Annotated in this window: 15 protein-coding genes; 10 read left to right on the top strand and 5 right to left on the bottom strand. The window is 62.8% G+C overall.

Translation table 11 applies throughout. The features are described from left to right. Positions 1 to 109 precede the first annotated feature (109 nt). From AC25BC_RS16970 to AC25BC_RS16950, 5 genes are all read left to right on the top strand, one after another. Entirely contained in the window at positions 110 to 3310 is a 3201-nt protein-coding gene (locus AC25BC_RS16970) for an efflux RND transporter permease subunit (RefSeq protein WP_012758716.1), read from the top strand. Positions 3311 to 3516: 206 nt separating this feature from the next. Beyond that, a complete protein-coding gene (locus tag AC25BC_RS16965) occupies positions 3517 to 4428 on the top strand; it encodes an NAD(P)-dependent oxidoreductase (protein WP_012758715.1) in 912 nt (303 codons plus the stop codon). Beyond that, entirely contained in the window at positions 4425 to 6209 is a 1785-nt protein-coding gene (locus tag AC25BC_RS16960; protein WP_012758714.1) for an IlvD/Edd family dehydratase, read from the top strand. The genes AC25BC_RS16965 and AC25BC_RS16960 overlap by 4 nt, the downstream gene beginning before the upstream one ends. 131 nt (positions 6210 to 6340) lie before the next feature. Beyond that, positions 6341 to 8158 carry a putative bifunctional diguanylate cyclase/phosphodiesterase gene (locus AC25BC_RS16955; protein ID WP_128438264.1) on the top strand — a complete coding sequence of 606 codons (1818 nt, stop codon included), beginning with the start codon at positions 6341 to 6343 and terminating at the stop codon, positions 8156 to 8158. A gap of 368 nt (positions 8159 to 8526) precedes the next feature. After that, positions 8527 to 9375 (top strand): GNAT family N-acetyltransferase, encoded by an 849-nt coding sequence (locus tag AC25BC_RS16950; protein WP_012758712.1) that lies wholly within the window; start codon positions 8527 to 8529, stop codon positions 9373 to 9375. 24 nt (positions 9376 to 9399) lie between these two features. Here the strand turns inward: AC25BC_RS16950 and AC25BC_RS16945 are convergent, their stop codons facing one another. After that, positions 9400 to 10317 carry a DMT family transporter gene (locus AC25BC_RS16945; RefSeq protein WP_012758711.1) on the bottom strand — a complete coding sequence of 306 codons (918 nt, stop codon included), beginning with the start codon at positions 10315 to 10317 and terminating at the stop codon, positions 9400 to 9402. Between the two features lie 193 nt (positions 10318 to 10510). On the opposite strand from AC25BC_RS16945, the gene AC25BC_RS16940 reads away from it, so the two are divergent. Together AC25BC_RS16940 and AC25BC_RS16935 are read left to right on the top strand one after the other, a co-directional pair. Then, positions 10511 to 11809: an adenylosuccinate synthase gene (locus tag AC25BC_RS16940; protein ID WP_012758710.1), complete on the top strand. Its 1299-nt coding sequence runs from the start codon at positions 10511 to 10513 to the stop codon at positions 11807 to 11809. 60 nt (positions 11810 to 11869) lie between these two features. After that, entirely contained in the window at positions 11870 to 14395 is a 2526-nt protein-coding gene (locus AC25BC_RS16935; RefSeq protein ID WP_012758709.1) for a hypothetical protein, read from the top strand. 123 nt (positions 14396 to 14518) lie between these two features. Here AC25BC_RS16935 and rpoH read toward each other — a convergent pair whose 3' ends face one another. Both rpoH and AC25BC_RS16925 read right to left on the bottom strand, forming a co-directional pair. Continuing rightward, the gene (gene rpoH, locus AC25BC_RS16930; protein ID WP_003561986.1) at positions 14519 to 15427 is read right to left on the bottom strand and encodes an RNA polymerase sigma factor RpoH; all 909 of its coding nucleotides are present in this window, start codon (positions 15425 to 15427) and stop codon (positions 14519 to 14521) included. Between the two features lie 189 nt (positions 15428 to 15616). Continuing rightward, positions 15617 to 16642 carry an RluA family pseudouridine synthase gene (locus AC25BC_RS16925; RefSeq protein ID WP_012758708.1) on the bottom strand — a complete coding sequence of 342 codons (1026 nt, stop codon included), beginning with the start codon at positions 16640 to 16642 and terminating at the stop codon, positions 15617 to 15619. A gap of 43 nt (positions 16643 to 16685) precedes the next feature. On the opposite strand from AC25BC_RS16925, the gene AC25BC_RS16920 reads away from it, so the two are divergent. Together AC25BC_RS16920 and AC25BC_RS16915 are read left to right on the top strand one after the other, a co-directional pair. Continuing rightward, positions 16686 to 17072, top strand: coding sequence for a hypothetical protein (locus tag AC25BC_RS16920; protein WP_012758707.1), 387 nt, complete (start codon positions 16686 to 16688; stop codon positions 17070 to 17072). A 7-nt stretch (positions 17073 to 17079) separates the two neighbouring features. Next, positions 17080 to 17904, top strand: a complete 825-nt coding sequence (locus AC25BC_RS16915) for a TrmH family RNA methyltransferase (RefSeq protein WP_012758706.1) — start codon at positions 17080 to 17082, stop codon at positions 17902 to 17904. A gap of 70 nt (positions 17905 to 17974) precedes the next feature. Here AC25BC_RS16915 and AC25BC_RS16910 read toward each other — a convergent pair whose 3' ends face one another. Then, on the bottom strand, positions 17975 to 19141 hold the full coding sequence (locus tag AC25BC_RS16910; protein WP_012758705.1) for a coiled-coil domain-containing protein: 1167 nt from the start codon (positions 19139 to 19141) through the stop codon (positions 17975 to 17977). A 116-nt stretch (positions 19142 to 19257) separates the two neighbouring features. Continuing rightward, positions 19258 to 19845, bottom strand: a complete 588-nt coding sequence (locus tag AC25BC_RS16905) for a DUF1134 domain-containing protein (protein ID WP_012758704.1) — start codon at positions 19843 to 19845, stop codon at positions 19258 to 19260. Positions 19846 to 20039: 194 nt separating this feature from the next. Between AC25BC_RS16905 and chpT the strand changes: the two genes are divergently transcribed. Further along, positions 20040 to 20687 carry a histidine phosphotransferase ChpT gene (chpT, locus tag AC25BC_RS16900; protein ID WP_003542366.1) on the top strand — a complete coding sequence of 216 codons (648 nt, stop codon included), beginning with the start codon at positions 20040 to 20042 and terminating at the stop codon, positions 20685 to 20687. Positions 20688 to 20763 lie beyond the last annotated feature (76 nt).

Raw genomic sequence — 20763 nt, 5'->3', positions numbered from 1 at the left:
CTTCCCCTCAGGGGGAGGGCCAATACCCGAAATGATATGACCCGCCGGCGGCTCCCAAACCGCCGGAGAGGGACTTTGCATCCATGTTCACCCCGGAGAGGGCTTTGATATGAACATATCCAGATTCTTTGTCGACCGCCCGGTCTTTGCCGGTGTTCTTTCGGTCCTCATCCTGGTCGCCGGCCTGATCGGCCTGCGCGCGCTGCCGATTTCCGAATATCCGGAGGTCGTGCCGCCGTCGATCGTCGTGCGCGCCACCTATCCCGGCGCCAACCCAAGCGTCATCGCCGAAACGGTGGCAACGCCGCTCGAAGAGCAGATCAACGGCGTCGAAGGCATGCTCTATATGGCTAGCCAGGCGACATCGGACGGCGTGCTCAACGTCACCGTCACCTTCAAGCTCGGCACCGACCCTGATAAGGCGCAGCAGCTCGTGCAGAACCGCGTTTCGCAGGCCGAACCGCGCCTGCCGGCGGAAGTCCGTTCGCTCGGCATCACCACAGTCAAGAGTTCGCCCAACTTCATTATGGTCGTCAACCTCGTCTCTGACGGGAACAGTCACGACATCACCTATCTCCGCAACTACGCGACCTTGAACGTCAAGGATCGGCTCGCCCGCATTGCAGGCGTCGGTCAGGTGCAGGTCTTCGGCGCCGGCGACTATTCCATGCGTGTCTGGATCGACCCGCAGAAGGCCGCCGAGCACAATCTTGCCGCCAGCGACATCAGCAGCGCGATCAGCTCCCAGAACATCCAGGCCGCCGCCGGTATCATCGGCGCATCGCCGAGCCAACCGGGTGTGGACCTGCAGCTCAACGTCAATGCCCAGGGCCGCCTGCGCACGCCTGAGGAATTTGGCAACATCATCGTCAAGACGGGCGCCAGTGGCGAGATCACCCGCCTTCGCGATGTCGCCCGCATCGAGCTCGGTGCTGCGGACTACACCCTGCGTTCGCTGCTTGACGGCAAGCCGGCCGTCGCAGTTGCTGTGCTGCAGGCGCCGGGTTCGAACGCGATCGAGATCGCGGACAATGTGAACGCGACCATGGATCAGTTGCAGCTCGCCATGCCTGAGGGCGTCAAGTACGAGATCGTCTACGATACGACGAAATTCGTGCGTGCCTCGATCGAGAAGGTCATCGACACGCTGCTCGAGGCCATTGCGCTGGTCGTCCTCGTCGTCATCCTGTTCCTGCAGACGTGGCGCGCCTCGATCATCCCGCTGATCGCGGTTCCGGTATCGATCATCGGCACCTTCGCGGTGATGTATGTCTTCGGCTTCTCGATCAACGCGCTCAGTCTGTTCGGCCTGGTGCTTGCGATCGGTATCGTCGTCGACGACGCGATCGTGGTGGTCGAAAACGTCGAGCGCAATATCGAGCATGGCCTGTCGCCGCGGGCTGCCACCTACAAGGCAATGAAGGAAGTCTCCGGTCCGATCGTCGCGATCGCGCTGGTCCTCGTCGCGGTCTTCGTGCCGCTTGCCTTCATCTCCGGCCTGTCGGGTCAGTTTTACCGCCAGTTCGCGCTGACGATCGCAATCTCGACCGTCATCTCGGCCTTCAACTCACTCACCCTGTCTCCGGCACTGGCAGCCCTTCTCCTGAAGGGCCATGATCAGCCGAAGGATTGGCTGACGCGGTTCATGGACGCCATCTTCGGCTGGTTCTTCCGCGGCTTCAACCGTGTCTTCGGCGCGGGCTCGAATGCCTACGGCAAGGGCGTGGGCGGGCTGTTGTCGCGCAAGAGCATCGTCATGGTGATCTATCTGGCACTGGTCGGTGCGACCTACAGTCTCTTCAGTACTGTTCCCGGCGGCTTCGTGCCATCGCAGGACAAGCAGTATCTGATCGGCTTCGCCCAGCTGCCGGATGCCGCAAGCCTCGACCGCACGGAAGACGTCATCAAACGGATGACCGACATCGCGCTGGCGCAGCCGGGCGTTGCCAATGCGATCGCCTTCCCGGGCCTGTCGATCAATGGCTTCACCAACTCCTCGAATGCAGGCATCGTCTTCGTGACGCTGAAGGACTTCGAGGAGCGCAAGACGCCTGATCTCTCGGGCGGCGCAATCGCCATGGCGCTGAACCAGAAGTTCGGCGTCATCCAGGATGCCTTCATCGCCATGTTCCCGCCCCCGCCGGTCAATGGTCTCGGCACGACCGGCGGCTTCAAGCTGCAGATCGAGGATCGTGCCGGCCTCGGCAACCAGGCGCTCGACGAAGCCACGAAGGCCGTGCTTGCAAAGGCCTACCAGACGCCTGAACTCGCCGGGCTGTTCTCCAGCTTCCAGATCAACGTGCCGCAGCTCTATGCCGATCTCGACCGTGCCAAGGCCGAGCAGCTCGGGGTTTCCGTCACCGACGTCTTCCAGACGCTGCAGATCTATCTCGGTTCGCTCTATGTCAACGACTTCAACGCCTTCGGCCGCACCTACAGCGTCCGTGTGCAGGCCGATGCGAAATTCCGCGCCCAGCCGGAAGATATCGGCCAGTTGAAGGTCCGTTCGGCATCGGGTGAGATGATCCCACTTTCGGCCCTTCTGAAGGTGGAGCCGAGCACCGGTCCGGAACGCGCGAACCGCTACAACGGCTTCCTTGCCGCCGATATCAACGGCGGTCCGGCACCGGGCTTTTCGTCCGGCCAGGCGCAGGCGGCAATCGAGAAGATCCTTCACGAGACCCTGCCTGCGGGCATCGACTTCGAATGGACGGATCTGACCTATCAGCAGATCCTGGCCGGCAATTCGAGCATCGTCGTCTTCCCCCTGGCACTGTTGCTCGTCTTCCTCGTGTTGGCCGCCCAGTATGAAAGCCTGACGCTGCCGCTTGCGATCATCATGATCGTGCCGATGGGCGTGCTGGCCGCGCTGACCGGCGTCTGGCTCACCGGTGGAGACAACAACATCTTCACCCAGATCGGTCTTGTGGTGCTTGTCGGTCTATCGGCGAAGAACGCGATCCTGATCGTGGAATTCGCCCGCGAACTGGAGTTCGAGGGAAGAACACCGCGGGAGGCCGCAATCGAGGCCAGCCGCCTTCGCCTTCGCCCGATCCTCATGACCTCCCTTGCCTTCATCATGGGTGTCGTGCCGCTCGTCGTCTCTACAGGCGCCGGCGCGGAAATGCGCGCGGCCATGGGTGTCGCGGTCTTCTCCGGCATGATCGGCGTGACCTTCTTCGGCATCTTCATGACGCCGGTGTTCTACGTGCTGCTACGGCGGCTGACGGGTAACCGTCCGCTCGTCCAGCACAAGCCGGACGAACACAAGGAAGAAGAGGCGGAGGTCATCCGGCTCGCGGCGGAATAAACGGAATTCAACCTTCCTTTGTCGGGTAAATCGGGCGGGAACTTCGGTTCTCGCCCGTATCGTTTTCAAGGCATGATGCCGAAGTGCGCGCGGCCTTCGGACGACGCCCTCCAGGGCATATGACAAAAATGCGTTACGTCCGTCAAAACGGTTTGCAACGATGGGCGAGGAGACTATCAAAGACGGACAACAGTTGGGAGGACTGAATGACGAGTTCGAGAGAAGGTCATGACGGCAGGCGGATCGCCTTTCTCGGCACCGGCCTGATGGGCGCGCCGATGGCTCGCCGGCTGCTGGGCGCGGGTTTTGCCGTCACCGTCTGGAATCGCGATCTCAGCAAGGCCGAGGCGCTTGCGGAAGACGGCGCGGTCTGCGCGAAAACACCTGATGATGCCGTCTCGGGCGCCGACGTCGTCATCACCATGTTGACCAACGCCGAGGCGGTGGAGGACGTGTTGTTCGACCGCGGAGCGGTCGATGCGATGACGTCTGGCACAACGGTCATCGACATGAGTTCGATTGCCCCGCATTTCGCCCGCGACCATTCTGCAAGGCTTGCCGAACGCGGCGTCGATCACGTCGATGCGCCGGTATCAGGCGGCGTCGTCGGGGCGGAAGCGGGTACGCTTGCGATCATGGCGGGCGGTGACAAGGACGTGATCGACGGGCTTGCGGATATCTTTGCGCCGATGGGGCGGGTGACCCGCGTCGGTCCGAGCGGGGCAGGCCAGCTCGCCAAGCTTGCCAACCAGCAGATCGTCGCCGTGACGATCGGCGCCGTCGCCGAAGCGATGATGCTGATCGAAGCGGGCGGCGGCTCGCAGGCCGCCTTCCGCGACGCCATTCGCGGCGGCTTTGCCGAGAGCCGTATCCTTGAGCTGCACGGCAAGCGCATGGTCGAGCGGCAGTTTACCCCAGGCGGTTCGTCCAGCAACCAGCTGAAGGATCTGAACGCCGCCATGGAGACGGCCAAGACCCTGTCGCTGACGCTGCCGCTGACGGCGGCGGTGCATGCCGAATTCAGCGAATTCGTCGCCAATGGCAATGGCGAAAAGGATCACAGTGGCCTGCTCCTCCATCTCGAAGAGAAGAATGCCCGGCCGGGAGAAAAACAGTGACGGACAGCCATTCGCCGAAGCGGCGCCTGCGTTCGCAGGACTGGTTCGACAATCCCGATCATATCGACATGGCAGCGCTCTATCTGGAGCGCTTCATGAATTACGGCATCACGCCGGAAGAACTGCGCTCCGGCAAGCCGGTCATCGGGATTGCCCAGAGCGGCAGCGATCTCACGCCTTGCAACAGAGTGCATGTCGAGCTTGCCAAGCGGGTGCGCGACGGCATCCGCGATGCCGGCGGCATTCCGATCGAGTTTCCGACGCATCCGATCTTCGAGAATTGCAAGCGCCCGACGGCCGCACTCGACCGCAATCTCGCCTATCTCGGCCTCGTCGAAATCCTCTACGGCTATCCGCTCGACGGTGTCGTGCTGACCACCGGCTGCGACAAGACCACGCCTTCAGCGATCATGGCTGCTTCGACGGTCGATATTCCGGCGATCGTGCTCTCCGGAGGGCCGATGCTCGACGGTTGGCACGAGGGGGAGCTGGCGGGCTCCGGGACGGTGATCTGGCGGATGCGGCGGAAATATGCGGCAGGCGAGATCGATCGGGAGGAATTTCTGCAGGCGGCGCTCGATTCTGCGCCTTCCGTCGGCCACTGCAATACGATGGGCACCGCTTCGACGATGAATGCGCTGGCCGAGGCGCTCGGCCTTTCGCTGACCGGCTGTGGCGCCATTCCGGCCGCTTACCGCGAACGCGGCCAGATGGCCTACCGCACCGGGCGACGCGCCGTCGAAATCGTGTTCGAGGATCTGAAGCCGTCGGATATCCTGACGCGCGAGGCTTTCCTGAATGCGATCCGCACCAATTCGGCGATCGGCGGCTCGACCAACGCGCAGCCGCATCTGGCCGCGATGGCGAAGCACGCCGGCGTCGAACTCTATCCCGACGATTGGCAGGTACATGGTTTCGATATCCCGCTGCTGGCCAATGTCCAGCCGGCGGGCGCCTATCTCGGAGAGCGCTTTCATCGTGCCGGCGGTACGCCGGCGATCATGTGGGAGTTGCTGCAGGCCGGAAAGCTCGCCGGCAACTGTCGCACGGTGACGGGCAGGACGATCGCCGAGAACCTAGAGGGCAAGGAAGCGCGCGACCGCGAGGTTATCAAGCCGTTCGCTGAGCCGCTGAAGGAGCGGGCGGGCTTCCTCGTTCTCAAAGGCAATCTCTTCGATTTCGCGATCATGAAGATGAGCGTGGTCTCGGAGGATTTCCGCCGGCGCTACCTTGAGGAACCCGGGCACGAAGGCGTCTTCGAGGGCAGGGCGGTGGTTTTCGACGGTTCCGAGGACTATCACAAGCGCATCAACGATCCCGAACTCGGTATCGACGAAAACACCATCCTCGCCATCCGCGGCGCCGGGCCGATCGGCTGGCCGGGTTCGGCTGAGGTCGTCAACATGCAGCCGCCGGATCATCTCCTGAAGCGCGGCATCAGCAGCCTGCCGACGATCGGCGACGGCCGCCAGTCGGGCACGGCGGACAGTCCCTCGATCCTCAACGCCTCGCCGGAGAGTGCAGCGGGAGGCGGCCTCGCCTGGCTTCGTACCGGCGATATCATCCGCATCGACTTCAACCACGGGCGCTGCGACATGCTGGTCGAGGACGCCGAGATCGAACGGCGCAAGGGCGACGGCATCCCGCCAGTGCCGGCGGATGCGACGCCGTGGCAGCAGATCTACCGCCGCTCGGTGACGCAATTGTCGGACGGCGCGGTGCTGGAGGGAGCGGCGGAATTCCGCCAGATCGCAAAAAACCCGCCGCGGCACAACCACTGATCTTAAAGGTGCCGCAGACTGCAAGTCCTTTGATCCAAAAGGGGAAAGTCGTAACGAACAGTTCACCTAGTCATTAGTTCGGTCATCAGCACAAGGCTTCATTAATGCCGGCTTGAGACCATATTGCCGTTATGCAAGCTTCTAAGGCTGGGACCGCGTTGCCAGAGATCAAAGCCACACGATCCGAACGGGAGTTCCAGGATCTTCTGCGTCGGCTCGAACTCGCTCTCGATGCATCCCAGATCGGTGTCTGGGAGCACAGCATCGAGCAGGACGGGATCTTGTGGGATGCACAGATGCATCGTCTCTACGAGACCGGCGAGACGTGCCGGCTGGTGCCGGCATCGCTTTGGTCGGATGCCATCCATCCCGATGATCGCGAGCGGGCCGAACGCGACTTCGAGCAGGCGATAACGACGCGCGGCGCCTATAATTCGCAATTTCGGATCGTGCTGCCGAGCGGTGAAATCCGCCATTTGCGTTCGCGCGCGCATTTCTATGTCGATGCGGAGGGTCTGCCTTCCTTCATCGGCGCCGAATGGGATGTGACGGCCGACATACTGCTCAACGCGGAACTGGCGCGGCAAAAGGTGGTGGCCGAGGCGAGGGCGCTGGCGCTCGAGGAAAGCAATGCCCGCATCGAGCATGTCGCCGATCATGACTATCTCACCGGCCTGCCGAACCGGCGCCTTCTCGACAAGCGGCTGGCGGAGTTGCCAGCCGACAAAAGCATCACGACGCTTGCCGTGCTGCATCTTGACCTCGACCAGTTCAAGCAGATTAACGACAGCCACGGTCATGCCGCTGGCGACGCCGTTCTCAGGGCCGCAGCACTTAGAATCACCGCCGCCATTCCTGCAAATGGCGTGGTCGCCCGCGTTGGCGGCGATGAATTCGTCATCGTACTGGTCAATTTCGCCGATCTCACTGAGCTGAAGCTGATCACCGAGGACGTCCAGCGTCGGCTGCGGAAGAAGATCCGCTTCGGCCAGGAGATGCTGCAATCCGGCGCCTCGATCGGCGTTTCCTGGAGCGGCGATCGGCGTGCGCGCAACCTGCTGGCCGAATCCGACCTGGCGCTCTACCAGGCCAAGAAGCTCGGGCGCAACCGCGTCGAATTCTTCACGCGGCAATTGCAGGAGGATCTGCGCTCCAAGCGTCGCCTCGCCGAAGAGTTGAAGCTTGGGCTGGAGCGCGGTGAGATCCTTCCCTATTATCAGCTGCAGCTCGACGCCCGGACGCGGGAGGTCATCGGCTTCGAGGCGCTGGCGCGCTGGAAACATCCGGAGAAGGGCGTGCTCGCTCCGGGGGTATTCCTGAAGATTGCCGATGAGCACGGACTTGCGGCGGAGATCGACGCGGCGATCCTCAAAAGCGTTCTCGAAGACCGGCTGTTCTGGCTGTTGCGCGGCCTTGCGGTTCCGCGCATCGCCGTCAATATCTCGGCGTCGCGGCTTGCCGATCCGGCACTGCTCGACAAGCTGTGGAAGCTCGATATCCCGCCCGGCGTGATCGTCTTCGAACTGGTCGAAACGATTTTCCTCGACGACAGCGACGAAAAACTGCTCGATCATATCGGCGGTATCAAGCAGATGGGCATCGACATCGAGATTGACGACTTCGGATCCGGTCATGCCTCGCTCATCGGTCTCGTCAAGCTGCGGCCGAAACGGCTGAAGATCGACCGGCAACTCGTCACCGAGGTCGTCAGCTCGGCCGAACAGCGGCGCGTGGTGGGTTCGATCGTGGAAATCGCCAAGGCACTCGATGTCGAGGTGATCGCCGAGGGCATCGAGACCGAGGCGCATGCCGTCGTGCTGGCGCAACTCGGCTGCGACGGCCTGCAGGGCTATGCGTTCGGTTATCCCGCACCGGCGGCGGAGACAGATCGTCTGTTCTCATCGATGACGAGCCGAATCGAAAAGCAGAAGACCGCGATGGGCAACTGAACGGCCGGCGACCCGTCCGCTGGCGACTGTCATCGCTCCCGGTTTTTGCCGCGTCGCGGAGGTGATTTTGGACGAACGCTTCTCTCGTCTTTCAAATTCGCAGGCGGTCTCTTTTCGGCGCGGCTTTTTATTCGCATCCGCAGGAAGATAATTGGCGTGCAAGTAATTTTCTTGAGCTTGCAACGGCATTGTTTCATGGTAATGCGGAAACGAAGCTTTCTGTATTGCATCGAAAAATGATTATACGCGTCGTCAAGTCCATGAGCGCGGCTCTCCATCGTTCGCAGGTGCAATCGGGAGCTGGGGCCCGACAATTGCTTTGCCGTTGCCGGGATGGACTTGCGGGACATTTAATCTAGGAAAGTCGCATGAATTCGGAATTTGCCGTTCGTTCGATGCGGCCCGGCGAACTGGAACTCGTGCTCGAATGGGCGCGTCAGGAAGGCTGGAACCCTGGCCTCGACGATTCGCTTGCATTCCTCGAGGCCGATCCGTCAGGATTTTTCGTCGGCTCCATCGGCGAAGTCCCCGTCGGTTCGATCTCGGTCGTCAAATATGGTGAGAGTTTCGCCTTCCTGGGCCTTTACATCGTCCATCCTGATTTTCGCGGCAAGGGTTATGGCAAGGCGATCTGGGAGACGGGCATTGCCAGCGCGGGAGACCGCACGATCGGTCTCGACGGCGTCGCCGCACAGCAGGACAACTACCGCAAGGCCGGCTTCGAGCCAGCCTATTCCACCATTCGCTACGGCGGCGTCGCCACCTCCTTGCCGGTCTCGACGCTTGTCGCGCAGCCGGTGCTGGATTCACGCCTCGAAGGCCTGCAGCGCTATGATTCGGCGATCTTTCCGCAGCCGCGGGATGCCTTCCTCACCTCCTGGTGCACCGGCCGCAGGGGCCGCCGTTCGGCGGTGGTGCGCAAGAGCGGCAAGATCCGCGGTTACGCCACGATCCGCCGCTGCTACGAGGGCTACAAGGTCGGCCCGCTCTTTGCCAATGATGCCGACAGCGCCGCGGCGTTGCTTGCCGAATTGATCCCCGAGGCGAAGGGGGCCGCGGTCTTCATCGATATTCCCGCAGAGAACCACGAGGCGGTCGCGCTTGCCGAAGGCATCGGTCTTCAACCGGTGTTCGAGACGACACGCATGTATCGCGGGTCGGCGCCGGCCATTCCGCTGAAGCACGTCTTCGGCGTGACGACGCTGGAGCTTGGTTAAAGCCTTTTCCCGACCGGGAAGGCTTTAATCCACGGGTGAGGCGGGCACGGTCGGCGACGAAGCTTTGGGACGGCCCTTTTCGGCGATGGCAATGCCGCCCAAGGTCAGTACCAGTGCGATTACATGGAAAGACTGCAGCTGCTCGCCGATCAGGGCGACGGAGAGCAGCGTTCCGAACACTGGCACGAGATTGATGAAGAGGCCGGCGCGGTTGGCGCCGATTGCGACGACGCCCTTGATATAGAGGATCTGTGCCACCAGCGAGGGGAAGATCGCCGTGTAGAGAGTGATGACCCAGCCGGCCTGGTCCGGCCACTGCGCGGCACCCCGGCCGGCCTCCCAGAGGAGCAGCGGCAGCGAGGTCAGCATGGCGCCGAGCGCCGGGACCGCCATCAGCGTGCGCCAGTCGAGCGGCGGCTTCCAGCGCAGGAAGATCGTGTAAACGGAATAGGCGGCAATGGCTATCAGCATGAGCCCGTCGCCGCGGTTGAGGCTGAGTTGCAGCAGCGTTGCGAGGTCGCCATGCGCGGCGGTCAGAGCGACGCCGATCAGCGTCATGCCGAAACCGAGACATTGCGCCAGCGAGATGCCGGTACGGAAGAACATGAAATTCAGCAGGAAGATCAGCATCGGGATGCCGGCCTGCTCGATGGCGACGTTGATCGCCGTCGTATATTGCACGGCCGAATAAAGCATAGCGTTGAAAAGGGTGTAGCCGATGACGCCGTAGAAGAGGAGCAGCGGCAGGTTCTTCCTCACCACCGGCCAGTCCTTCCGCAGTTGCGGTAGCGAAATTGCGGCGATCATCGCGACGGCAAGGAACCAGCGCAGGAAGGTTAGCATCATCGGGCTGATATGCCCGAGCGCGAGCTTGCCGGCGACGGAGTTGCCGCCCCAGCAGAGGGTGGCGATAACGAGGCAAATATAGGCCGTGGCTTGCAAGAGCGTTCTTCCCGTCTTTCCGCGATCGCCGAGCGCGGCGTTTTGTGACGGGAAATAGCCTGCCGGCTGCTGATTTGTCACGTAAAAAGCCCAATCTGCTGTGACAACAGGGTCGCTTTCCAAAAAACAAAGCTTTATAGATGCGCGGGTTTGAGCAGGTGCGCGGTTCCGCGCCGGTAACAGGAAGAGTTGGATGACGAACGTAGTCGTGGTCGGTTCGCAATGGGGTGACGAAGGCAAGGGCAAGATTGTCGACTGGCTTTCGGAGCGTGCGGATATTGTCGTGCGCTATCAGGGCGGACACAATGCCGGCCATACGCTCGTCATCGACGGCACGAGCTATAAGCTCTCGCTGCTGCCGTCCGGCGTCGTGCGCCCGGGCAAGATGGCCGTCATCGGCAACGGCGTCGTCGTCGATCCGCATGCGCTGATCGCCGAGATCGGCCGGCTGGAGGCACAGGGCGTGACGGTCACGCCTGACAATCTGCGCATTGCAGACAATGCGACGCTCATTCTTTCGCTGCATCGCGAGCTCGACGCGATGCGCGAGGATGCGGCGTCGAACAGCGGCACCAAGATCGGCACGACGCGCCGCGGCATCGGCCCGGCCTATGAAGACAAGGTCGGCCGCCGCGCCATCCGCGTCATGGATCTTGCCGATATCGAGAGTCTTTCCGGCAAGGTCGACCGTATTCTGACGCATCACAATGCGCTTCGCCGCGGCCTCGGCGTTGCCGAAGTCAGCCACCAGACGATCATGGACGAGCTGACCTCGATCGCCGATCGGGTGCTGCCTTTCCGTGATACGGTCTGGCTCTTCCTCGACAAGGAGCGCCGCAAGGGTGCTCGCATCCTCTTTGAAGGCGCGCAGGGCAGCCTGCTCGATATCGATCACGGCACCTATCCCTTCGTGACCTCCTCGAACACGGTGGCCGGCCAGGCGGCAGCCGGTTCCGGCATGGGGCCCGGCTCGCTCGGTTACATTCTCGGCATCACCAAGGCCTATACGACGCGCGTCGGCGAAGGCCCGTTCCCGACCGAGCTCACCGACGAAATTGGCCAGTTCCTGGGCGAGAAGGGGCATGAGTTCGGTACTGTGACGGGGCGTAAGCGCCGCTGCGGCTGGTTCGACGCGGCACTTGTGCGCCAGTCAGTCGCTACCAACGGCATCACGGGCATCGCGCTCACCAAGCTCGACGTGCTCGACGGTCTCGAGGAATTGAAGATCTGCGTCGGCTATATGCTCGACGGCGAACAGATTGATCATCTTCCCGCAAGCCAGGGAGCGCAAGCTAGGGTCGAACCGATCTACGTCACCCTGGAGGGATGGAAGGAATCGACCGTCGGCGCCCGCAGTTGGGCGGATCTGCCGGCACAGGCGATCAAATATGTTCGCCAGGTCGAAGAGCTGATCGGGGCACCCGTCGCGCTCCTTTCCACCAGCCCGGAGCGGGATGACACGATACTTGTGACCGATCCGTTTGAGGATTAAGCTCACGGGTCACTGTGGAGGATGGTTCGGTAGAGTACCGGACTTCTTGAGAAAGTACTGATGGCGGATTTTATTGCAGTCATTCGGCGGGCCGTCGACGGCCTGGCTGAAAATACCCCCGAGATGCGGGTGAAGGTCTACGAACGTGCCCGCGGCGCAGTGCAGCGGCAGCTCGAGAACATGAAGCCGCGTCCGCCGGAAGCCATGCTGCAACGCCAGCTCGAAAAGCTCGAGGCTGCCATCCGCGAAGTGGAAGGCGAACACTCCGAGGCGATGCCGCTCGACGAGCCGGTTGCAGCCGTCACCGCGTCGGAATCCTTCGAAGAGCAAGCGGTTCACGACGAAAGCGAACCGGCGCCGGAGACGGCAGTCGAGGAACCGGCATACGAAGCCTATGCGGAACCGCAGGCGGCCGAGGCCGCCGACGAGCCCGATCACGTGGAAGCCGCCGCACCGCAGCAGGCTGAGGAAGAGGTCGCTGCCGAGGAACCTCTTTCCCAGGAAACACTCGTTTCCCCTGAAACAGCCGCTCCCGCGGAAACCCCTGTTTCCGCCGAGACACCGGTTTCGCCGGAGACATCCGGTCCGGCCGAAACATACTGGCATCCCTCGCATGAGGAGGAAGCGCCGGCCGAGGAATGGCATGCCAGCGAGGCGCGCGACGTCGCTGCTGAAGACGTGCCGGCCGAACATGGCGGCTGGGAGCCGCCTGCCGCGCATCGCAGCGAGCAAGCCGACGAAGACCGTGCCGACGGGCAGCATGCCCTGGAAGCCGACGAGATCGCGGCCGAACCGGCGGCGGTGGAAAGCGAGGAGCCGGAGGCCGAGGAGGCTTACGAGCCCGTCGAGCCGTTGCAGCCGATCACCCGCGGCATAGATCATGCATCCAACCGCCTTGTAGAGCCGGTCGCCGATTTCGATCGTCCGCAGGAGTTCGTCGAGCACAGCCGCGAGGAGCCGTTGCAGGCCGAAGCTGCGGCGCATTTCGACCCCGTCTGGACCGAGCCCGTTGCCGAAACGCCGGCTCCGGCGCCCAAGGATGCGGAGACCGAATGGGCGGAAGAGGAACTCCGGCAATATTCGGAGACGGCGCCGGCGCCGATTACCGCCGATGCCTCGGCGCGCGCCTTCGAGGAGGTGATATCGAGCCTCGAAAAAGTGGCACCCGCCGCCATCATGCCGGCCGCCAAGGAAAGTTTTTCCTGGGAGACGGCCGCCTTCGACGATCTGCCGCCGATCGAGGCCGACAGCGGTAAGAAGACACCGGTTGCCTCTCATTTCGACGATGTCGATATTTTCGCGGAAGTGCACAACGGCAAGCCGGCGCCCGCTAGCGGCGCGCCGAGCGAGGACTGGCGAGAAGCGAAAGCGCTGCGCGGCTACGACCGCCGCGGCTCGGTCGCCGCTGACGACGATGACGCCAATCCGTCGATGGATATCGATCAGATTGTCGCCTCCAAGCTGCAGGGCAAGAGCTTCCGTATGGAACCGAAGCGCCGCCGCTTCGGCATCGGCACCGTGATCACGCTCATCTTCGCACTCATCCTGATTGGTGGCGGCGCCTATGCAGGCTGGACGAACAGAGAGGCATTGGTGGCGATGGTCGACGGGCTCGTCAGCTCGGCACCGTCGCAGGCGACCAGGAACGAGGCGGCAACGCCGCCGGACGGTTCGTCGACGCCTGCCCAGCCGGGCGCGGTGACGCCAGCCCAGCCGACCGCACCAGGAGCGCAGAATACTCCAGCGACGCCGGCACAGCCGAACCCGCAGGTAGCGTCAATGAACAATGACGGCGCTGCGGCCAATTCGAAATTCACCCAGCGGCTGCTGACTGATGGAACTGAGGTCGATAGCGGACCGGCGACCGTGCCGGGAACGCCGACCGCGGAAGGAAAATCGGTGGCCGAACAGAATGTCGCGGCAGCCGATACGCCGCCTGCCAGCGCGCAGGGTGATGCGGCACCCGCCGCCACGCCGACGCCGAACGGTGCGGCGGCATCGCCGCCGCAGGCCGCGCCCGTCGGTTCGTCGCAAAAGATGTTCCTCTATGAGGAGCGCATCGGCCAGAGCTCGCCGACGGCGATCGAGGGATCGGTCGTCTGGAGCGTGCAGCACGAGGCCGGCCAGGGCGGCCGGCAGGAGGCGACGGTGCAGGGCAATGTCACGGTTCCTGAGCGCAATCTCTCGGCTCTCGTCACCTTCAAACGCAATTCCGATCCGTCGCTGCCGGCAAGCCATCTCGTCGAGATCGTCTTCTCGGTGCCGCCGAATTTCGAAGGCGGCAGCATCGACAGTGTCCAGCGCATCTCGATGAAGCGCACGGAACAGGACCGCGGCGATGCGCTGATCGCGGTTCCGGCCAAGATCACCGACGATTTCCATATGATCGCGCTCAACGACTACCCTGATGCGCGCAAGGCCAATCTCGACCTGATGTCGACCCGCAACTGGATCGATATTCCGATCACCTACCGCAACGGCCGCCGCGCGCTGCTGACGATGGAAAAGGGCGGTACGGGAACGGACGCCTTCAATACTGCGATCAAGGAATGGACCGCGCTCGGAGATGTGTCGACGAGCCAATGAGGTGTTTACGCAATGCCAGCGCTCCCAGATCTTGATGGGGTGCTGAGGCTGCGGACAGAGATGAATGAAAAAGAAAAGGCGGGCCGCAAGGACCCGCCTTCTTCAATTGTATCACGCGGCAGGTTATGCCGTGGCTTCAACGACGCGGACGGCCTTGGCCCGTTCCAGGGCTTCCTTGCGAACCGCGTCCTGCACCTTTTCGAAGGCGCGGACCTCGATCTGGCGAACGCGTTCGCGACTGATGTCGAATTCGGTCGAAAGGTCTTCCAGTGTCACTGGATCTTCAGCGAGGCGGCGAGCCTCGAAGATGCGGCGTTCGCGCTCGTTCAGCACGCTCATCGCTTTCGCCAGCATGCGCCGGCGGGTGTCGAGCTCATCCTGTTCGATCAGCACGTCTTCCTGGCTGTCATGGTCGTCCACCAGCCAATCCTGCCATTGACCGCCGTCACCTTCGGCCGCCTTGATCGGCGCGTTCAGCGAGGCGTCGCCGGAGAGGCGGCGGTTCATCGAAATGACCTCCTCCTCCGAGACCTTCAGCTTGGTGGCGATCTCCGAGACGTGCTCCGGCTTCAGGTCGCCGTCATCGATTGCCTGGATGCGGCCTTTCAGCCGGCGCAGGTTGAAGAACAGGCGCTTCTGGTTGGCGGTCGTGCCCATCTTCACCAGCGACCACGAACGCAGGATATATTCCTGGATCGAGGCCTTGATCCACCACATGGCGTAGGTGGCGAGGCGGAAGCCGCGCTCGGCATCGAATTTCTTGACGGCCTGCATCAGTCCGACATTGCCTTCGGAGACGACTTCGCCGATCGGCAGGCCGTAGCCGCGATAACCCATCGCGATCTTCGCGACGAGGCGAAGATGGCTGGTGACGAGCTTGTGGGCGGCATCGCGGTCACCATGCTCGGCATAACGCTTGGCGAGCATGTATTCCTGCTGCGGCTCCAGCATCGGAAACTTGCGGATTTCGTCGAGGTAACGATTGAGACCGGCTTCACCGGCGGTAATGGACGGCAAGGTATTTCGGGCCATAGTGCACCCTCCTAAAGTGAATTCCGGTTCCCGATGGAAACGCATCGTCGCGTTAAAAAAAGCGAACCGGGACGTGCGGCTCTCTCCGAGCCCGCACTAAGTCAACATACAGATAAGTGTGGCGAAACGGCGGTTCAAGGTGCCGCTCACGCAGGTGTGAGTTGGGCAGGCGGCATTCGGAGCCCGGCTTTATCGCCGCAGCGCTTCGACCAGTTCGACCATATCATCCGGCAGCGGCACCTCAAAATGCATGATTTCGCCGGTGCGGGGATGCTCGAACTGCAGCATGAAGGCATGCAGCGCCTGGCGGCCGAAACCGTTGACGATCTTGCGGATCTCTTCGGGCAGGAGATTGGCCTTGGTCTTGAAGCCGGCGCCGTAAACCGTGTCGCCGAGCAGCGGATGGCCGATATGGGCCATATGGACACGGATCTGATGGGTGCGGCCGGTTTCGAGGCGGCACTCGACCAGCGAGGCGAACGCGGTCGCATCCGGCTTCTCATGGAAGCGCTCGACCACCTGGTAATGCGTGATCGCCTCGTCGGCGTCCTGACTGTCGGGGCGCTTGACGGCACGGCGCGTGCGGTCGCCGGTGGCGCGGCCAAGCGGGGCATCGACCATGCCCGACAGTGAGCGGGGCCGGCCCCAGACGACTGCCTGATAGGCCCGCTCCAGCGGCATGGTGCGGCCATGGTCGGCAAATTGCAGCGACAGGTGGCGATGGGCAATGTCGTTCTTGGCGACGACCATGACGCCTGTCGTGTCCTTGTCGAGACGGTGGACGATGCCGGGGCGGCGCACGCCGCCGATACCGGACAGCGTATTGCTGCAATGGTGGATCAGCGCGTTGACCAGCGTCCCTGTCCAGTTGCCGGCGCCGGGATGGACGACGAGACCGGAAGGCTTGGAGATGACGATGACGTCGTCATCCTCATGGAGGATATCGAGCGGGATGTCCTCGCCCTGCGGCGTCGGGTCTTCCGGCTCGGGCAGCGTGAGTTCGAAACTATCGCCGGTGCGCACCTTGCGCTGCGGGTCGGTGACGGGTTCGCCGCGCAGAAAAACCTGGCCGTCCTTGATCAGCGCCTTGATGCGGCTGCGCGAAAATTCCTCGCCCACCTGCGCCGTCAGCCAGGCGTCCAGCCGGCCTTCGGCGCTTTCATCGGCGGTCAGGACTTTTCTATTGCCGGCTGCTTGTTTAAAGGGGTCGCTCAAGACGCTTCTTCTCCGACGTATTTTTTTAGAACGGGACGCACAGATGACAGCAATCGAGCCAGACGACCAGGAAGAGAAGCCCCTTGATCCGGCGATGGAAAGTGTCCGGCGCAAGATGGTCCGCCTGCAGATCGTTTCCGGCGCCATCATGTTCGTGAGCCTTATGGCGGTCTTCGGCGCGGTTGTCTACAAGGTGATGCACAGCGAACCGAAGGAGACGGCGTCGGCTGTTGCCGCCTCCGGCGTGCCCTCGGATGCGCCGCTTGCGGCGACCGTTTCCTTGCCGCTCGGCTTCAAGGTGCAGTCCACCTCGTTTTCGGCCGGGCAGATCCTGTTCTACGGCGAAACGGCCGAGGGCAAGAATAAGGCGCTGGTTTACGATCTCAGGACCGGCCGCACCGTCGCCGACGTCACTGTTACGGGCAATTGAGGCCGGCATGGCCGCCGTCCCGATCGACATCGACAGCGCCGACGATCCGCGCGTCGCTGAATTCCGCGAGATCCGCGAGCGCGACCTGACAGGCCGAGAGAACCGCTTCATCGCCGAAGGCACGGTCGTGCTGCGCATGCTGGCCGAGGCGCATGCGGCAGGCCGCGGCTTTTTCGCCGAGAAGATCCTGCTGCTGCGCAACCGCGTCGAGGGCGTCCTGCCGATCCTGGAGCGGTTTCCGGCCGATGTGCCGGTCTATGTCGCCGGGGCCGATGTGCTCGACGGCGTTGTCGGTTTCCATCTGCATCGCGGCGTTCTCGCGCTCGGGAGGCGACAGGACCGCGGCGAGGCGGCACTTCTCGATGCGCTGCCGGAACGGGCGCTGGTGCTCGTCGGCTGCGGCATTTCCAATCACGACAATGCCGGCTCGATGTTCCGCAATGCGGCCGCCTTCCGTGCGGATGCAGTGCTGCTCGACGAAACCTCCTGTGATCCGCTCTACCGCAAGGCGTTGCGTGTCTCGGTCGGTTCTGTGCTGAGCGTTCCGCACCGTCGCGGCGGCAAGGCGCTGGATGTACTCGTGGCGCTTGCCGAACGGGGCTTTGCCATCTGGACGCTTTCTCCGCACGGCAAGACCGATATCCGCGCCATTCCCGCCTCGACGCGCATGGCGCTCGTCGTCGGCACTGAAGGCGAGGGGTTGCCGGAGGCGCTGCTTGCGCGGTTCCAGAGCGCGCGCATTCCGCAGTCGGAGGAACTCGACAGCCTCAATGCCGCGACGGCGACGGGGATCGCGTTGTTTTCCATGGCCTCGGCGATGGGCCGGGTCTAACGCACATCCTTTCATCGGAATCGATTTTCAGGTTCTGCGTCAATTCAAACATGTTGGCGCGCCGGGCGTCCTATGGCGCGCGCGGGGGATCGGCGATGATCGCGGCTGCCCTGTCGGCAAGGCTGACACGATCGTTCGCGTTCTTTTCCGCAGCTTCGACGAGCAGCGTGCGGATCGGTGAGGCGGGACCCTCGCTGAGTGCGGTCAGCGCCACCATATTGGCGGCGATCGAGGCGATCTCCTCGCGGATCGCACCGTCGCGTCCGGTTACGGCCTTTGCCTTTTGCAGGCGCTCGGCAAGGGCGGCGCTGCGCTTGCGGACATCCTCGCCGATCTCAGCCGTGATCATGGCGGTGTCGAACGTGGATGTGGTCGTGTCTTCGGCCGTCATTTCCGCCGGCAGCTCCGCGACCAACCCGGCAAGGCCGGCGTCGCGCAGCACCCGGTTGACCTTGCGGATCTCGGTGTTGGCGGCCTTCAACTGCTCCTTCAACTTGGCGATCTCCTGCTGGCGACGAGCGACCAGGTTTTCCTTTTCGGTGGCGGAAGCGCTCTCGCGCGCGGCCTTGTCCTCCAGGCGGATCACCATATGCTGCTGCTGCGTCAGTTTCTGTTCGGCATCCTTGGCGCGCTTCTGCAGCAGGCTGACGTCCTGGCGCAGCGTGTCGCGTTCGTCGCGTAGCGCGTTGACGCGGAATTTCAGGCTCTCCGCCTCGGTCTCGCGCGCGGCCAGGTCTATCCTCAGCCCATCGGCCTGTTCACCGAGTTTGCCCAGCCGCGTCCTCATCGTCGTCAGTTCGCTCTCCTTATTGGCAGCGGACTGCTCGGCAATATGCAGATTGGTCTTCAACTGGCTGATATAGTTCTCGTCCTTGCGAAGATGCGAGCGCTGGTCGGCCGCCTCGACATGCATCTCGCCGATCTGGGCCTGCAATTCGCCGATCTCGGCGGCAAACCTGCCGGCGTCGACGGCGAGGGCGTCGTGGCGAAGCTGGAGTGACAGGGATTTCTCGCGCTCACGCAGAAGGTCCTGGGCGGTGCGGGCGTTTTCGGCGGCATAGAGCGCGCGCACCATATCCTTCTGGGCGCGAACCTCCTGCGGGCTCAGCGGCATCGTCGCTTTCAGCCTGTTCTCCGTATACCAGACGATGCGGCGGTGAACGGCGGGCGAGACCAGAAAGACGAGAAAGGCCGCGGTCAGGAAGCCCAATCCGAACAAGAGAGCATATTCGATCACGGCGCGGCCATCGGTAAGAAGGTTGATACGAGGTCAGCCGCGATGATTAAGCACGCGTGACGCGCATGGCAAGGCCGCCGGTGGGGACGGCGGCAGATTCCAGCGGCCTTGAGGCCTCAGAAGGGGTTCCAGGTCGGCGCCTGGGTGATTTTGAGATAGCCGACATTGACGCCGAGGCGGGCGCCGACGCCGGTGCGGATCGGCACGACCAGCACGTCGTTGTTCTTGAGCAGCGTCATGCCGAAGCCGGCGATCACATATGCCGAGCCGCTGACGCCGCCGAAGCGGGCATAGATGCCGTTGACGGAAGGCAGGTCGTAGACCAGCATCATCACGCGCGAGCCTTGGCCACCGTAATCGAGGCCCAGCGAGGGTCCCTGCCAGTAGAGATTATGTTCGCCGGCGTTCTTGGTGTTCAATTGGCCTTCACCATAGGTAAGGCCGGCGATGAAGGCGCCGCCGCCTTCCTGTCCGAGGATATAGCCGTTCGGCAGGCCATATTTCTGGAAGGCACTCTCGACCACTTTGGCAAGTCCGCCGCTGGCGGAGCCGAAGAAGGAGTGGCCGGCGTCGACGATTTCCTGCATCGTGTACTGGCCGTTGTCCTGGGCGGCAGCCGGCCCGGCAACCATCAGCGAGGAGAAGATGAGGGCCGAAAGTAACCTGCAGAAGCCGATGAATCGGTGCGGAAATCGAGGGCGCATGGTGTCATCCGTTCGTCGTTTGGCTAGGAGCGGGCAACCGCTCGCGGCGATTGGTGCATTTTGCGCCGATGATCTTAACAATCGGTTTACCAAATATGGTGTCATTATGGCATCGAGTACGATCGCAAACTTCGCGCAATTTTGATGAAGCATATTCCGGGCGCAATGAAATTGCCGCCCATCAGGAGACAATGATGTCCAAGAACCCCAATCTCACCCTGTCCGGCCCAGATCTGGCCGCGCTTCTTTGCAGCCGAGTTTGCCACGATGTCATCTCGCCCGTCGGCGCGATCAACAACGGGCTGGAACTCCTGGATGAGGGCGGCGCCGATGCCGACGCGATGGACCTGATCCGCACCAGCGCGCTCAACGCTTCCGTCCGCCTGAAATTCGCACGTCTCGCTTTCGGCGCGTCGGGTTCCGTCGGCGCATCGATCGACACTGGCGAGGCCGAGCGTGCAGCCAAGGATTTCGCCGTCGCCGAGAAGAAGACCGAGGTGATCTGGAACGGACCGCGCGCGATCGTCGCCAAGAACCGTGTCAAGCTGCTGCTCAACCTCTTCCTCGTTGCCTATTCCGCCATTCCGCGCGGCGGCGTGCTTGAGGTAACGCTCGAAAATCCCGAGTTCGATGCCAAGTTCAAGCTCACGTCCAAAGGCAAGTTGATGCGCTTGCCGCCGAAATTCGTCGAGATATCGACCGGCACGATCGAGGAGGCGATCGATGCCCATTCGATCCAGCCCTATTACACCGTGCTTCTGGCGCAGGAGTGCGGAATGACGCTTGATCACAGCGCCAGCGCCGACGAACTGGTGTTCACGGCAGTGGCTGCGGCAGCCTGATTTCGGAGCGCAGACGTGCGTCGGCGCTCCGTCCGGTAACGATTCGTTAGCCTGATGGACCTATTCTCCAGGGTTG

The organism is Rhizobium sp. WSM409 (assembly GCF_057653825.1).
Note: the sequence above shows the minus strand (reverse complement) of the source record. Positions and strands in the feature narration are given on the sequence as shown.